Genomic DNA, 14,801 nt, shown 5'->3' with positions numbered 1-14,801 from the left:
GCAAAGTCGCTAAAGGCCTGACACCGAAAGATGTGGCAGTGATAAATTGTGGCGCGATCGGACGAACCTGATCGTTTCAGAGGATTTTGGCGCTCGGCAGTTTGGCGAAAAGACGCCTAGAAGGGCGGCTCAGCATCGATGCGGCCGTCGAGTTCGGCCCAGCAGATCTCGCGTTCGGCGATCGCCACGTCGAGCTCAGCCTCGATCGTTCGGCGTTCTTCAAGGGTCGATGCGTTGCGGAGTTCGGCGCGCAGTTCCTCGACGTGCTGTTCGATGGTCATCTTTGTCTCCTTGATGATGTGAAAGATGACGATCGCGGCCCTGAGGGGAGAAGTCGGGTCAAGGTTCGCGTAGCGACCGGCGGAGCCGGCGCGCGGAGGAACCGATTTTGTCGGAGCGCAGTGAAACGTAGCGGAGGCAAAATTGGAGGGGCCGCACGACCTTGAGGCGGCTTTTTCCCTCACGGCACAATCGCTGTCCTAAGCAGACAGGTTTGGTCTCTTGGGGCACCATGAAGGGTTTCCGCGCAACGAGAGAAAATCGGGTCAAGCGACAGTTTCAGATCGTCGACCGAGTCCTCTTTTGGACGGGGCGAGCCCAATACGTTCCCTGACCTCACCATACAGAAGCGCAATCGGGGTTATAGACCCCGCACATTCTGTGGAAATCCCCTCGTAGGCGCCTCCGATTCCATACCGCCCCCATGACAGCAACTTAATGAACTGGCAGTGATTCCGGTCTCAATGAAGATGCGGAGCCCAAGATGACCACTACGAACGAAATCGCCGACAAGATCGCCGCGGAACATGGCCTGACCAAGGTTCAAGGCAAAGCTATCGTCGAAGCGGTTGTCGCTTCGATTACCGAGGCGGCAGTTGCCGGCAACGAAACGTCGCTGCCCGGCTTCGGCAAGTTCAAGGTGAAAGCGACGCCCGAGCGCGAAGCGCGCAATCCGGCGACCGGCGCGACCATCAAGGTCGCCGCCGCCAAGAAGCTCACCTTTGCGCCGGCCAAGGCGCTGAAGGATGCACTCAGCAAGTGACATTAAGAAAAGCCCCGCTTGATTTCGCGGGGCTTTCTGGTTCCGTTCATCGGCGCGTGTTGCGCGACCAGATGAGCTGGAGGCCTTCCTGGCCCTGGACTTCGGTCAGCGTCGCGTAGATCGGAGCTGGGAAGCTCGGATCGTCGAGCTTGACCGAGATGTAGTCGCGCTCGGTTTCGCGGGCCTGTTTCTGCCAGCCGGCACCGAACTCGACATTACCGGCCAGGACCCGGAAGTCCGGGGCGTCTTCGGAGGAGCGTTCGACCCTGACGATCTTCGCCTTGACGTTGAGGTTGAGGGTCTTGATGGTGCCGGTAAAGCCGTCGTTCGAGGCGGTGAAAGAGCCGATGGTTGCCATTGTCGTATTCCTTTTCCGTTGCTCGGGCCGCGCCCATCGCGGCCTCATATGAGGAGCCACTCGTCAAGCTTCTGTTTCGAGCCGCGGGTGGCGGGTTTTCGTGACGCCCCTGGTGCGGGGCGTCACATCGTGATCAGTCAGTCGCCAGACCGGCGGTTCGGCCGCGACCAGATCAGGCTGAAGCCCTTGCCATCCTCGTCTTCGACCAGATTGGCGTAGAGCGGAGCGGTGAAGCTCGGATCGTCGAGTTTGAGACCGAGGTAGCTGCGGCCTTCATTGGACTGCTTGGACCAGGCGGCTCCGATCTCGATGCGGCCGACGAAGACGCGGTGGCTGGGAGCGTTTTCGCCGCTGGAGCGCGTATCGGAAACGATGCGGACGTTTTTGGTCTGGAGCGAAAGTGTGACGATCTCGCCGCTGAAGTCGTTGCCGGATTGTTGGAAGGTTCCGATGGTAGCCATTGTCGTTCTCCTTACTGGGTTGCCGAAGCCGTCCCTTGCGGCCTCGATAGCGGTCGTGAGGCGCCGATCGGGCCGACTGCATCCCATCGGGACCGCAGCGCCAGCGCAGGACGGCGAAAGCCGGACTTGTTGCCTCGCGAGGAATGCGGCGAAGCCGCAGGGGAAGAAGTTCGGCGAAGCCGTTGCAGGATCAGGACAGATTGGCGTCAGACCCGCCTGAAGAGAGGTCGTAAGGGACGGCTTCCGGACACCGGTCTCGCGAGAACGGTGTTGGCAACGGTCTTCCAACCATGAGCCGGCACTGGTGGCGCATCGGAGTTCGCCTTTTGAACCTGCGGTCTGAGCCCGTTCCTTGATCCGCGCCCTGCACGTATCAACCTCATATCCGGTCGCCGTTCCAACGGCCGCACCACAATCCCGCCTGCGGCGGCTAGGGCTCAGGAGGACGAGACCATTCTCGATGACGGCGTTTGAAGCCAGGCCGCAATTCGGTCGTCCACCTGGTTCCGGCGAGGCTGATCAGGCCGGTGCCGAACTGGTATGCGCTTAGATGGTCACGGTCTGACCACCGCGCCCTGGATCACGACGCCCGCGCTGGCATACTTCCACAACGCCACAACCAGCTTGCGCGCCAGTGCCGTGATCATCACCTTCTTGAAGCGGCCGCCATTTTGCGCGACCCGTTCATTGAACCAACGACTGAGCGTTGATGCTGGCTGATGCCTTAACCAAAGCCAGGCCATTTCCAACAGGGTCGAACGAAGCCGAGGATTCCCGGACTTGCCGATCCCTTGTTCCCGATCAATCGATCCGCTCTGCCAAGGCGTCGGTGCTAGCCCTGCGTACGCGGCGACCTGTCGCCGATTGTCGAAGCGTCGGAACAAGCCCTCACCCCAGAGAACCGCAGCAAACTCAGGCCCGATACCAACGACCTTCGACAGCAACACCACTTCGCGAGCAGATTTCCGTTCCTCCGCAAGCATGTCGTCGCGCTCTGCCTCGACATCTTTGATCTGGTCGATGAGCAGCTCCATTCGGGCCAGCTCGCGCAGAACCTGCTGCTTCATGTGTAGCGGCAGAGCCCGTCCATCCCCCGTACGAAGGGTCTCCAGCTGCTCATGGCGATCACGTCGCAGGGGATCGTAGCCCGTGATGCCCTGGGAGAAGAGCAGACCCTTGATACGGTTGCTATGTCGGATACGCTCTTCCATCAGAACTTTCCGCTCTCGGACGATGCGACGGCGATCTTCTTCATCGGGGGCCGGCACCCGCAACATCGAGCAGACTCGCGGCTCTCCCCGTTTGAAAGCGAGCAGCGTTCGGATCAAAGTCTCGCCGTCTAGCCTATCGGTCTTCACCCGCCGCTTGCGCCGTGATGTGGCAATAGAGGCCGCGTCAACAACATGGCTCTCATAGCCTTCTGCGGTCAGCGCCCGGTGGACCCAAAACCCATCGAGACCAGCTTCTTGGATGATGACGAATGGATATTCGCGGCCGGTTCGGTCGGATGCCTTTCGACGCAGTACAATGAGTTGGGCAAATAGAGCGGCGACGTCGCCTCCGGTAATAATGTGGCGAGACATCTTCTCACCGGCGCCCGGTGACATCGACGTCAGTAGCCAGGTTTTCTTGCTCAATTCGATCGAAACGAAAATCGCCCCGAGTTCCCTTTGAGGAGTACCTGCTGCATGAGCACCATCTTGCGACATCGTCCTGCTCCTTTCCGCAACGGCATTGACGTCAACCAGATCAGAACAGATCGCCGCCATTACTCATAGGATCTCGATGGCTGTCGATCAAACCGGGGACGATCGGCCCGCACCCGTAGGGCCGCAACGAAGTGGAGGACGGCCATGGGCCGAGGCTTTCTTGCTTCGCGAGGAATGAGGGCGATCCGGGGCCCCCGCGTGACCTGTCACGTGGGGTGGTCGCCGTCAGGGGAAGAAAACGAGCCGGCCGTTGCGGGAGGACGATCGAGCCGAGCAGCGCGAGGCGTTCTCCGGTCAGACATGCCCCATCGAGACCGCGGTGGGCGTGCCTTGCGCAAAGATTGAAGGGACCGACAATAGCAGACCCAGGCGCGTCAGCATCGAGGCTGCAAGTCGCGCGCGCCATCCCCTCAGCCCATGAGGCATGGCGTCAAGCATCAGGAGCGCGTGATACCAGCGAGCCTTCGGGCTGCGGCGGCATTTTTGACAGTCAGTGCGATTTTCTTGAGGAAGGCAGGACTAAAACTGCCAAGCGGCGCGGTCGATTCGAAGTCAAATGCCTTGTCGAGTTCAATCCGATTGTACTCGTCGAGAATGAGCCAGCACGGAAAATCCAGCCCTGCGCGACGGCATTCTATTTGGCTGATCGCAAGAGAAAGCCGCTCCGTGTCGGGCTGTTGTGATATGATGGGAGACAGAAACACAGTCCCGGGCAGCACCGCCGTGGCGCGAACGACGACGCACACGGGTCTCGCCTTGCGGCCGGACTCTTCGCCCGTCGTCGCTTGGCGCTTCGAGAGGTAGAAGAAGCGGACAATCTGCCCTGGCTCAAGCATTGTCGGCCTCGATAATATGATGTCTTCTGGAGCATCCATCAAGCCGTATGCAACGGTGGGAACGACCGATGAGCTTGTGGTATTCCTCTGCGGTCAGAATGACGAGCTTGTCTCGCTGCTGGCGACGGCTCATTTCGGCCGATGCGCATCCTGCACGTCGTCGTTCGGATCGAGGAAACGGGCTTCGCCCACGGCGATAATTGGCGCCAGTGACCCGAGCTCCACATTGGTCAAAGAGACCAGTTCCGGATAATCGACAGAGACACCGCTATCATCGACCGCCAAGACGTTGATCCAGCCTCCGTCATTGATGCGATATTCATGCGTCTCGTGGTCGATCTCGACGTCGTCCAACAAATCGATTGCGAAGCGCCCGAATATCTCAGTCTCGCCCTCCAGCTGGAAGGCGGCGAACTCGTCGTTGGCCAGAAGTCGCCGTTCCAATTCCATAATGATCCGAAGCCTATCGATAGCTGCCTGGAGTCCGTCGATCCGCCGATCATGGAGTTCCCGGTCGAAATCGCTGTCGCAGCAGAGGCGGTTTGCGAGGACGATGAGCCGGAAGCCGGCAAGTTTGGCGTAGAGCATGAGGCTATCGTTGGATGTCATAATGTGATCTCCTTCATCGTTGACGGAGATCAGCCACCCCCTGGCAAAGAGGGGTCAAGGACCGCGGAACGCGGCTTGCAAGCGGGGGAACCGATTTTGTCGCTTGCGGCAAAATTGGGGGAGACCGCGCCGTCCTTGACGCCGGATTTTGGAGTAGAATAGGACGTCAGAGAGAAGAGACCCGCGGCCCCAAAGGGGACGCGACCGTTTCCGACGCAGTCGGCATGCGCTCCTGAAACGATGCCTAGACCGTGCAAGTAGGCAACGGCGCGCTGCGCCTGAGCGGCCGCCTGAAATATGAAGCGCTTGTCGTTCTTCAGCACCGAAAGCCATGATGCGAGATAGCTCGCATGGTCCGGGCGCGGCTCCATTTCCGGAACGATGCCGAGGTCAGCCGCGAGAAACACCGCACCCAGTTCGGCGATATATCCTGACAGTCAAGCCAGACGATGGCCATCGCCGTAGCTGAGCATCAGGTCTCAGCGATTTTATGTTCCTCGCGGGCTGCTTCCCAGACTTCTCGCGCCGCATCGGCGTTCATGGCGGCAATGGCGAGCCCGACGATCAGGTCAGGCCATGCGGACAGGGTGTATGCCGTTAGGAGACCGGCCGCGATGATCGCGATATTCGCCAGCGCGTCATTGCGTGCAGAGAGGAATGCAGCCTTCGTGAGGCTACCGCTGTGCCGGCGGAAACGCGTCAGCATGATCGCGCAAGTAAGATTGACCGCAAGCGCGCCAAGGCCGGTCAATGATAACGCGAGCGCCTCGGGCGGGCTGGGCGTCATGAACTTTTCCCACGCTGTCCAGAGTGTTGCCAAGCCCGGAATGAGCAGAATGCCGGCAAGCAGCATTCCGACCTTGGCGCGGCGACGGGCAGACCACCCGAGTGCCACAAGGATGAGGAAGTTGACGGAGGCGTCCTCGAGGAAGTCCACGCTATCGGCGAACAGCGAGACAGAGCCGATGGCGCGCGCGACGGCGAACTCGATGCCGAAGTAGGCGAGATTGAGAAGGACGACTAGACGGACCACCCGCCGCAAATCTCGATCCTGTGTAGACGTATCCATCCCTTCCGGCTCCAATTAGCGATTCTCATCGTGTGCGTCGAAGACCTGCTGGGCATAGGCGTCGAGCAATGCCTCACAGCTTGGCGATCTCCGCCTCGAAGTCCCCGCACTTGTCGATGAACTCCCGATAGGCCTCGTCCCGGTCAGATTTGAATCGGGCAATAACCTTCTCTTCCTGGAATCGATCGAGCGCCACCATTTCCAGAATCACGGATTCCCCTGCCATCTCGTGGACGCCGTTCTCAATCATCTTCAGTCCGCGGACGTGATCGTCGGTCTTGGGGAGCAGGCAGACCCCGTTCTGTAGATACACCGCACCCATTCCCTTTAATCGGCGCCATAATGCGACCCGCTTCGCGGCAGGTTCGGGCGGGACTTTGTAGGTCAAAAGCAGCCAGGATGAAGTAGCCATGGCTGCACCATAAAGTTACGGCTGTTACAAATCAATCGTTCGAGCGCTGAAGTGCCGCTAGGCCCGGAGGCGATATAGCGCTCAACTCGGCGGCTGTTGCGCGTGCATCCAGTCGGCGGCAGCCTGCGCTTTGCTCGCGGCGGTGAAGATCGCCCGCGCGTCGTCCTTCAGCACTTTGAGCCAGGAGGCCACATAAGCTGCGTGGTCAGGTCGCGGATGATGCGCCAGACCCAGATCGGCCAGGATATAGGCTGCAGCAAGTTCGGCGGTCAGTTCTTCGACTGCCAAGGTCTGGCGAGTGAAGCGTTTGGTGAAGTCACGATCGAGCCGATGCTTGGCGCCCGTGGCATGCGCAGCCTCATGGACATAAGTCCCGACATGAGCGACAGCGTCGCGGAAGACGTTGAAGTCCGGCATAAAGATGTGGTCGAGATCGATGCGGTAGTATGCAGCGTCGGCGCCAAAGGTAACGGGGATGCCGAGCGCACTGATGAAGGCCTCCGCATGCGGGATTTGTTCAGAGTCAGGCAGCATCGGAGCGGCGGGAGGCGCGAAGCCCTCGACCTGAGAGCTGTTGAAGACCGAGAAGGCCCGCGCGAAGAGGCGTCGCTGGGGGTGCTCGTCGTCGCCGGCGACATCATCGTCACTGCGTGCGGCAAACTCCTTCCAGAGCACGACGGTCGTTGCGCGTTGGCCCTTGCGGACCTGGGCGTCGAGCGCCTGCCATTGCCTGTATGTGCCCCAGATGCCGCTTCCGAAGCCGTGAGCCTGGGCGGCGATCCAGAGGGCGAGCGTATTGACGCCGCGGTAGGCCTTTCCGGAAGAGATGTTGGTTGGGCGGGCAATCGAGCTTCCATCGTGGTGCCAGGGCATCCGCCATTCGCCGGCGCCGGCCTCGATGGCGGCAATGATCTCGGAGGTGATGGGGGTATAAACGTCGGTGCGGTCTTGCGTGTCCATGGTCGGAACTCCTGTCCCGCCGGGGCCAATCCCCGGCGGCGGAGCAGCCACCTGCGATGGCCCAAGGGCCGACCGCGCACTCGAAGAGCCGCAGCGTGAGCGAAGGACGGCGATCAGCCGTTGCGCGGGCGGACCTGACATCGCGCGCTCCGCCGAACGCCGGGGTTGGTCCGACGGGACACCCGATCAGTGGGCCGCAGACAAAGCCGCTACGCCGCCTCAGTCCGACGATCTAAGCCACCAAGAACCGCCTCGATCCGCTGGAGATCCTGCTTCACGATGGTCCGTTGCAGAGGCGACAGACGCTTCTCCCTCAGCAAAGTCTTGGCGTCCTCCGCAGAGCGCGACCATGCTGGCCGATGGCGTGCGGTGATGCAGGCATTGGGGCAGCGGGTTGGCTGGCAAAGGGCGGTCAGTGGCATCTTGCCGTCGTTCTTCGTCGCCTGTTTGAGGCAAATCGCGGTGCCCGGATCGAAGAAGCAATCGGCAAGCACGCCGACATGCAGCGTTCGTGCGAGGCTGGCGAGCATGGTTCGCAGTCGAGCCCGGTCAGCAATCATGGCCGGAAGCGGGGCGAGTTCGGCTGCCGCGGTATCGAGCGCATTAGATATCCGTGGTGCCGCTGGTCCAGAGAGGGTCGATCCGGTCTGGCGCTCATCGAAGTAAGTCAGCAAATCGTCGAGCTGCCCCAAGGCGCGTTGGTTCTCGACTTCAGCGCGGAATCCCGATGCGCTGGAACCTGCATAACCCTCGAAGGTGGCGACGGATGCATGCTTGTACTGGATCATCCCGGCAATGGTGCCAAACGGGCGGTTGGCGATATGCCAGGCGATCGTGCGGCGGAACTGCCTTGTGGTGATCCGCCATGGCGCGCCTTCGGGGCCATCGGGAACGACAGGATTCTCGGCTGCTCCGAACAGGTCATTGAGATGGTCGCGGTAGCCGTTGAGCTGGCGAACGATCTCAGCCGACAGGTGATCCTTGCAGTAGGACTTTCCTGCCAGAACAGGCCACAGCGTGGTGAGCCCGCGCGCGGCTGCCATCCGGGATGACAAGCGTTCCAGCACATCTATGGCTTGGGCGACAGGTTCGATCGTCACCCATTCGGCAGGCTCGCCCTGACTGGACTTGCCCTTGTAAGCGACCGACCTGACACGATGGCGCATGATGACGCCGTCCTCGCTGCGAACGATGGACAAACATCCACGCTGCATCGCCTGCACCTCGCAGTCGCGCATACCGGTCAGGTAGGCGCAAAGGATGTACGCCGCCGATTGCAACATCCGCTCTTCTTGCGCGAGCGTCTTGCTATCGAAGCGTGGCCGCCAGGGTCGGCCGGTCTCGGGCAGAATGGAGATGGGCGTGTCCATGCCGCCGGTTTCGACACCCAGTTCCCGCACCGCCGCATCGATTAGGTCCGGCGCGCCGCTCGAAAGCTGAACGTGCATCCGCTTCTCGGACTGAGCGTCAATTCCAATGTGGAGATGAAGTAGATGCGAGTTGATTGGTGGCGACACTTCTCCGGTCACAGGATGGCGCAGCACGATCCCGTTGTGCGCCTTCGTCCAGACGGGCACTCCTCGACCGGCACTTCGCAGACCGTCGAAGTAGCTCAGCAGGCGATCGCGTTGCCGGTCGCGGCGCTGTTGGCGATCGAGCGCCGCATCATTCCGGATAAGCGTAACCCGGTGCGCTTCGAGCCGCTGGAGTTCTTCGCGCGCGGTAAGGATATCGGGCGCAAAATCCGTGACATACCGAAGTGACCAAGCCAGAAGTGGGGCGATAATAGCCTCGGGAATGCGTGGGGTCAGATTCTCTCGCATGAAGCGGTACCCTGCGACACGTGCCGGTGGGCGACCGCCCCATGGCGGGAAGCGTATTCCACCGGAAGGTAGATAGTCACGGTAGACATGAAGATCGGTGACGACTTCAAGCAACTGGCTGTTTACAACGGGACGCCGCTCGCGATCGGCCTTGAGATGTCGGGCATAACGATCGAGCAGAGGCTGATCGACGCGCCGAAGATCGACCCCGCCGAGTTCTGCGTGAACGAACTCGAAGAAGCGGCGGGCTCGGTTGAAGACCTGCCGGACACTGGCAGGTGGCAGCTTCTTGCGATGGCCGGGAACGTCGGCGTTCAGACGCGCATAGAGAAACTCGCGAATGGCTTCCCTTGTGCCTGGGTCTTCGACGGATCCAAAATGCACCGTTACATGGCAGCGCCTGGCGTTCTCTCTGAACACGGCAGGACCGAGATCCCAACTTGCGTCGCCATATCTTGAGAGGCTGTTGCGGTCGAACCCCGGCTTGAGAGGCGCGGAAGCTAGCGTGGGGCGATCGCCCGACGCATGATCATGTGAGGCTGCGGCGATAATGATCATGGCCGCGCCTCCGGCGGGAGATAGAGCGCTTGGGCATCGGCCTCGATCCGTGCCTGGGCAATCAGCGTATCGGAGAAGGCCGGCAGCACCTGCTGCGTAATACGAGCGTGGGCGCGACCAAACTTGATGTTCCAGTCCGGCCCCGCAAGGCCGCTCCGCTCTTGCTCGATGAAGTCGAGGAAAGCCAGGATCGCCGGCAGCTTCCGGGCAGTGATGACCGCGTTACGGCACTCAAGGCATCCCCAGAAAGGCTGTGGACACGGTGAGCCGGGCTCGCCGAAAGGGCTGTCATGGAAACCTGAGCAGGCCGCGAGCCAGACATCTTGCTCTCCATCAAGAAGAGCGGGCACGACATCAGGCTGAACAGGGGCCGCGGTGACGTCATTGCGCCACCGGGCTTCCTCGTCTGGTCCGAGAATGATCGGTTCGGCCGCCGCCACGACCTCCGATAGAGCATCGGCGACCGTCGCCTCATGGAGCGGTCGCAATGAGGGGATATCGGCATAATGACGAGCGGCGACCTCAGGCGTGTGCCCCACCGCAAAGCGTGCCATATGGCCTTCGGTTTTGAGATACCACAGCGCCTTGTGCGTCTTGCGCAGCCGCGAAAGGGTCAGATAGAGCGGCCGACCGTCGTCATCGACTATGTTGTGGCTTCTCACCCATCGATCGACCATCTCTTGCGGATGACCGACGCCGGCACGGAGCTGGGCCCGCCCCGTATAATAATAGACCCAAAGGCTGTCGCTCCGAACGAACCGCCTGGTGAAGGCAGTAAGCTCGATCAGTTTGCGAATAAGGCCTCCCGGGGTCCCGATGCCTCCGTCGCGAACACGGAGATGCTTGTGCTCGGCGCCTCGCGCCCGACGCTTGACGTAAGCGATCTCGACCGTTCCAGCGCTCGGATTTTGGAGACAATCAACCGCCAATGTCTTGCAGCACTCGATCTCTAGCAGGCTGTTGAAGAAGTCTCCGGTTTGGCCTTCAGCACGGCCTCGTCTCCGTTCTCGTATGAGAAAGTGATCTCGATCGCGCCATCATCGAGTAACTCGGCATGACCGTCACCCGAGACTTCGTCCATTTCGTCGCTTCCGCCCCATCTGAAGAAGACCATGGACGGGCTGTAGCCGAGATCGAGGCTCGCTTGCATCGCACCGAAGGCGATTTCGCCATGTCCATTGGCCCCGATGGTGATTGTGGCGGGCTCGACCAGGTCGAGATAATCCCGATCCCAGAGATCGGCCTCTACAATCCGCCAACGGCCGATCAGGCGGCAGTTTGAAGCCGCGCTCATGACGACACCGCCAACAGTTTCGGTAACCGTACCAGATCATAGGCGGCGGCGGCGAAGGTGAAGGCCCATCCGACGCGGTCGCGGCCACGGAACTTCGTCTTGTCCTGCCCCGCGACGGTTTTGATCCAGCCGAACGCCTCCTCGATGCGCTTGCGGATGCGCAAGCTGATCCCATAGCCGGAATGGCGCGTCGTGCGCCCATCAATGGCCGAGCGGCGACCATTGATGTTCTGCGCCACATGGGGCGTCACCTTCATCGACCGCAAATCTTAGACGAAGTTTTTTGTGTCATAGGCCTTGTCGGCACCCAGCGTGATCGCTTGTGGCCGCTCAGTGAAGGGTTCGATCATGTGCAGCGCCGCGACCCGTTCGGCATATCCGCTAGCCTCCGTCAGGCAGGCATGGACCAGCAGGCCATGGCGGTTTTCCATCAGCCCGTGCCCCATGAAGCACAGCTTGGCCTCCTTGCCTTTACCCTTCTTATAAAGTCTTGCATCTGGGTCGGTCGTTGAAGCATGCGTCTCGTTGGAACGCCTTTCGCCATGAAAGTCTGCTTCCGCATTCCTACTACCGCCATCCGATGGTGGTTCGCCCGAGCCGTCCTTCGGCTTGAAGCTCTTCATCGACGCCCAGGCTTCGATCAGCGTGCCATCGACAGAGAAGTGGTCCGTTGACAGCAGCCGCTTTACCTTGGGCTGCGCCAGGATCGCACCCAGGAACTTCGCGGCGATGTCGCCTTCCAGCAAACGGTCGCGGTTCTTCGAAAACACCGAATGGTTCCAAGCTGGATCGTCAATGCCAATGTCGACGAACCAGCGGAACAGAAGGTCGTATTCCAGCCGCTCCATCAAAAGCCGTTCAGAACGGATCGAATAGAAGGCTTGCAAAAGCATGGCGCGCAGAAGCTTCTCAGGCGCGATCGATGGCCGCCCGATCGGTGAATAGAGCGCTGCAAACTCCCGTTCCAGCAGAACGAGCGCGTCTTTCACGATCTGCCGGATTGCCCGCAGCGGATGATCACGACGAACACGATCCTCCAGATCGACATAACTGAAGAGTTGACCCGTCCTCACATCGCCGCCGCGCATCCATCAACTCCGAATCTCGACAAAGCCAATGAATCACGACCAAAGTCTCCACGCCAGGGCCTTTTTCAACAGCCTGCTAGGGACCAGGACACGGCGCCCGCGATCACCCTTGGTGAGCGCCGCCGGCAGGTCGAGCCAGGCTTGTCGATCCGGAGCGTCCGGGCGATGGAGTGCGGCGAGGTCGGAAGCAAAGAGGAAGGAGGCTTCTTCGAGCCTAAGTCCCGTGGTGACCAGGAGATCGGCGAAAAGCGCGTTGCGAAGGCCGTTGCGATCGCGGGCACCTGGACGTTCGCTTCCGTCTCCCAACCGCGTGCGGAGCCCGACGTCACGGAACACCCGGTAGTCCTGAAGCGTGACGAAGCTGATGTCTGATCGACGCGCGGCCTGCTCATAGGCGTCGTTCCGGCCCACCATCTGCGAACGCCTCCCGCCATAGCCCTTCGCCAAACAGCTCGATGTGTGAACGGCGCCTGACGGGTCAGCCCTTCCTGAATGCCCCACCGATAAAGTCGGTCGAGACAGGCAACCGCCCGATTCCAGGAACTGGCTGCTATGCGCTGGGCGGCATCATGACGACGGCGGGCGCGGTGATACGCAATAACATCCTGACGGTCGGCCTCCCATACGGTCTTGCCGCAGGCTTCAGAAAGAAAGCGGAGCCAGACGAGCACGTCGTAGCCATAGGCGCGCAGAGAATGGCGGGAGCGGACCCCGTTAAAAGGGAGGTCGAGAAAGAAACGGTCGAGATCAGCATCGTAAGGCGCTCCGTCCCGGAGTATCATCGGGACGAAAGCATCAGGACCTTCATCTGATCTGCGCTCCTGAATGATGATGTTAGAAACCGAAGCGACGTTGTCCAATAGTCGTCCAACCTTCCCCCAGACCCCCATCCGGGAGCCCCGCATCAACGAAGGTGTTCAACTTGCCCGGCACTCTCCAGGCCGGCCTCCGCCAGCTATTTGGGAGCGCTGCGTCCGGCCTGGAAAGCGCCTCCGTCAGCGTGTGCATCAACGTCAGCATAACGCTGAGAGTCGGTGCAGACTGTCAAGATAAGGCGATCAGCTCTTCGCGGGCCCGCTCCGACCGGTCTTTCGCGTATCTGGAAAGATCACGATTAAGGCGATGGGGTGCACCGGCCCAGTGAATTTCTTCATGGGCAAGCGTTGCATAATAGCTTTCCACATCCCGGAACGTTTCGATCGGAGGCATCTGGATGTAGTCCGGGCCAGGCGCATAGAAAGCCTTGTCGCCACCATGGCGGATGACGGCGCCGGTTGCCGCGAAGAAGGCATCGGCGTGACCTATCCTGTCAACGGACCGCACGGTATTGTCCTCAGTCGGAACGGCGTAAGTTTCGGGGAGACCGTCGATCTGCTCGACATTGAAGACGGTATAGGCCTTGAGGAAGGGAATGTCGCGTTCGACCTCCTGCCCCTCACCGTCGGTTTCCGTCTTGCTGATGCGGTTGGCATAGACCACCGTCGAGCCCGTCTCACCCTTGCGGACACAAGCGCCAAGTTCCAATGCCTGGCGAAACGTCATCCATGTCGATGACGAAAAGCCGCGTGCCATGCTCTCCGACCAGAGCAGCAGCACGTTGATGCCCGAATAAGGCTCGCCATTATGGCGCAAGGGCCGCGAAACGCGACCGCTCAGATGCTTCGTACTCCACGGCTGCACCCATGGCCGCACACCCTCGTCGAGCACGGCAACGATCTTGTCAGTGATGCGTGCATAGATGTCTGCACGTTCGCCGGTATTCTTGTCTGACTTCTTCATGGTCTTCCTCTCAACCCTGCGAACCGCGCCCTTCGCGGTTCGTCACGGCGGTCGAGGAAGCGGAGGCGGGAGGCGGTGCACCCGCTGGCATCCCGGTTGATAGTTCGATCATCGCAGGCGGGCCGAAACGACAGTGGAGGACGGCTTGCCGTTGCGACCGTCCATCTCCGGGCGAGGCTAGACCGCAAACCGGGACGAACCGTGATGGGCAAAGGCCCATCGAGCCACACGGCAAAAGGCCGGTTCGCGCCGCGCACCGGCCTTATTTCGGAGATGAAGGGCTTTCGCCCCTTCCGGTCATTCGAAGGCGGACATCTGCAGCGATGCGGCCAGCCGACGAGGCGCTGCATGTGGATCTGCATGGCCTTTTCGGCGAGACCGTCTTTCAGTGCCGCAGCACTTTCGATGAGCTGGGCACGGTGGAGTTCACGGATACCGTCGCTGTCGACGACGGCCAGGCCGAAGCTCTCGGAGATGCGTTGTGCCTGCGCGCTGTCCGGGCAGGCTGACCATCTCGAGGGTGGTGGTGCGCTGGGCGGCTGGGCGGGCTTTCGGGGCGGAACGGTTGAGCGATGCCATGATGAATGTCCTTGTCCGTGTTGGTTGAGCGAAGCCCGGGGCCTGCCGTTTGTCCGGCGCTGTCCCTCGGGTGCGGTCGACACGAACTGGCGAAGCGGCCTGGCCCAAGGTCAGGACGATGCGAGGCGAGAAAGGTGGGGTTGCGGAGAATGCGGGCCGCACCCGCGGTCGGCAGTGGACGCGGCCACGCCTTGCGAAGAAGCAAGCGTCGAGCCTGCCGCCCC

11 protein-coding genes and 7 pseudogenes are annotated in these 14,801 nt (G+C 61.0%); 1 reads left to right on the top strand and 17 read right to left on the bottom strand.

Features of this window, described 5'->3' with window-relative positions; genetic code table 11:
- Positions 1–116: 116 nt before the first annotated feature.
- Positions 117–281, bottom strand: coding sequence for a hypothetical protein (locus tag ISN39_RS32245; RefSeq protein WP_194732063.1), 165 nt, complete (start codon positions 279–281; stop codon positions 117–119).
- Positions 282–763: 482 nt separating this feature from the next.
- Between ISN39_RS32245 and ISN39_RS32240 the strand changes: the two genes are divergently transcribed.
- Positions 764–1,042 (top strand): HU family DNA-binding protein, encoded by a 279-nt coding sequence (locus ISN39_RS32240; RefSeq protein ID WP_194732062.1) that lies wholly within the window; start codon positions 764–766, stop codon positions 1,040–1,042.
- A gap of 46 nt (positions 1,043–1,088) precedes the next feature.
- Here ISN39_RS32240 and ISN39_RS32235 read toward each other — a convergent pair whose 3' ends face one another.
- The 16 genes and pseudogenes from ISN39_RS32235 to ISN39_RS37000 all read right to left on the bottom strand — a co-directional run.
- Positions 1,089–1,400, bottom strand: coding sequence for a DUF736 domain-containing protein (locus ISN39_RS32235; protein WP_194732061.1), 312 nt, complete (start codon positions 1,398–1,400; stop codon positions 1,089–1,091).
- 137 nt (positions 1,401–1,537) lie between these two features.
- Positions 1,538–1,861: a DUF736 domain-containing protein gene (locus ISN39_RS32230; RefSeq protein WP_037125231.1), complete on the bottom strand. Its 324-nt coding sequence runs from the start codon at positions 1,859–1,861 to the stop codon at positions 1,538–1,540.
- Between the two features lie 554 nt (positions 1,862–2,415).
- Positions 2,416–3,570 carry an IS110 family transposase gene (locus ISN39_RS32225; RefSeq protein ID WP_194732060.1) on the bottom strand — a complete coding sequence of 385 codons (1,155 nt, stop codon included), beginning with the start codon at positions 3,568–3,570 and terminating at the stop codon, positions 2,416–2,418.
- Between the two features lie 437 nt (positions 3,571–4,007).
- The gene (locus tag ISN39_RS32220; RefSeq protein WP_246763532.1) at positions 4,008–4,316 is read right to left on the bottom strand and encodes a hypothetical protein; all 309 of its coding nucleotides are present in this window, start codon (positions 4,314–4,316) and stop codon (positions 4,008–4,010) included.
- A 219-nt stretch (positions 4,317–4,535) separates the two neighbouring features.
- Positions 4,536–5,015: a hypothetical protein gene (locus ISN39_RS32215; RefSeq protein ID WP_194732058.1), complete on the bottom strand. Its 480-nt coding sequence runs from the start codon at positions 5,013–5,015 to the stop codon at positions 4,536–4,538.
- 251 nt (positions 5,016–5,266) lie between these two features.
- Positions 5,267–5,440 (bottom strand): annotated as a pseudogene (locus ISN39_RS32210) (zincin-like metallopeptidase domain-containing protein); the annotation flags it as partial.
- A gap of 47 nt (positions 5,441–5,487) precedes the next feature.
- Positions 5,488–6,084, bottom strand: a complete 597-nt coding sequence (locus ISN39_RS32205; RefSeq protein ID WP_194732057.1) for a cation transporter — start codon at positions 6,082–6,084, stop codon at positions 5,488–5,490.
- A gap of 15 nt (positions 6,085–6,099) precedes the next feature.
- Positions 6,100–6,496, bottom strand: a pseudogene (locus tag ISN39_RS32200) (Chromate resistance protein ChrB).
- 81 nt (positions 6,497–6,577) lie between these two features.
- Positions 6,578–7,456, bottom strand: a complete 879-nt coding sequence (locus ISN39_RS32195; protein WP_194732056.1) for a zincin-like metallopeptidase domain-containing protein — start codon at positions 7,454–7,456, stop codon at positions 6,578–6,580.
- A gap of 209 nt (positions 7,457–7,665) precedes the next feature.
- A complete protein-coding gene (locus ISN39_RS32190; protein ID WP_194732055.1) occupies positions 7,666–9,837 on the bottom strand; it encodes an integrase in 2,172 nt (723 codons plus the stop codon).
- Positions 9,834–10,790 (bottom strand): annotated as a pseudogene (locus tag ISN39_RS32185) (hypothetical protein); the annotation flags it as partial. The gene ISN39_RS32190 and the pseudogene ISN39_RS32185, both read right to left, overlap by 4 nt.
- Complete coding sequence (locus ISN39_RS32180; RefSeq protein ID WP_194732054.1) at positions 10,787–11,131, bottom strand: hypothetical protein; 345 nt, start codon at positions 11,129–11,131, stop codon at positions 10,787–10,789. The gene ISN39_RS32180 and the pseudogene ISN39_RS32185, both read right to left, overlap by 4 nt.
- Positions 11,128–12,219, bottom strand: a pseudogene (locus tag ISN39_RS32175) (IS5 family transposase). Before ISN39_RS32175 ends, ISN39_RS32180 begins: the two are co-directional and overlap by 4 nt.
- Positions 12,220–12,267: 48 nt before the next feature.
- Positions 12,268–13,109, bottom strand: a pseudogene (locus ISN39_RS32170) (site-specific integrase); the annotation flags it as partial.
- Between the two features lie 163 nt (positions 13,110–13,272).
- Positions 13,273–13,998: pseudogene (locus ISN39_RS32165) on the bottom strand (ArdC-like ssDNA-binding domain-containing protein); the annotation flags it as partial.
- Positions 13,999–14,330: 332 nt separating this feature from the next.
- Positions 14,331–14,577: pseudogene (locus ISN39_RS37000) on the bottom strand (hypothetical protein); the annotation flags it as partial.
- Positions 14,578–14,801 lie beyond the last annotated feature (224 nt).

The organism is Rhizobium sp. 007 (assembly GCF_015353075.1).
GTDB lineage: Bacteria > Pseudomonadota > Alphaproteobacteria > Rhizobiales > Rhizobiaceae > Rhizobium.
Note: the sequence above shows the minus strand (reverse complement) of the source record. Positions and strands in the feature narration are given on the sequence as shown.

Bases quoted from the DNA above. Each gene is read 5' to 3' on its own strand.
- ISN39_RS32245 (WP_194732063.1), bottom strand. From the start codon at position 281: ATGACCATCGAACAGCACGTCGAGGAACTGCGCGCCGAACTCCGCAAC.
- ISN39_RS32240 (WP_194732062.1), top strand. From the start codon at position 764: ATGACCACTACGAACGAAATCGCCGACAAGATCGCCGCGGAACATGGC.
- ISN39_RS32235 (WP_194732061.1), bottom strand. From the start codon at position 1,400: ATGGCAACCATCGGCTCTTTCACCGCCTCGAACGACGGCTTTACCGGC.
- ISN39_RS32230 (WP_037125231.1), bottom strand. From the start codon at position 1,861: ATGGCTACCATCGGAACCTTCCAACAATCCGGCAACGACTTCAGCGGC.
- ISN39_RS32225 (WP_194732060.1), bottom strand. From the start codon at position 3,570: ATGTCGCAAGATGGTGCTCATGCAGCAGGTACTCCTCAAAGGGAACTC.
- ISN39_RS32215 (WP_194732058.1), bottom strand. From the start codon at position 5,015: ATGACATCCAACGATAGCCTCATGCTCTACGCCAAACTTGCCGGCTTC.
- ISN39_RS32205 (WP_194732057.1), bottom strand. From the start codon at position 6,084: ATGGATACGTCTACACAGGATCGAGATTTGCGGCGGGTGGTCCGTCTA.
- ISN39_RS32195 (WP_194732056.1), bottom strand. From the start codon at position 7,456: ATGGACACGCAAGACCGCACCGACGTTTATACCCCCATCACCTCCGAG.
- ISN39_RS32190 (WP_194732055.1), bottom strand. From the start codon at position 9,837: ATGATCATTATCGCCGCAGCCTCACATGATCATGCGTCGGGCGATCGC.
- ISN39_RS32180 (WP_194732054.1), bottom strand. From the start codon at position 11,131: ATGAGCGCGGCTTCAAACTGCCGCCTGATCGGCCGTTGGCGGATTGTA.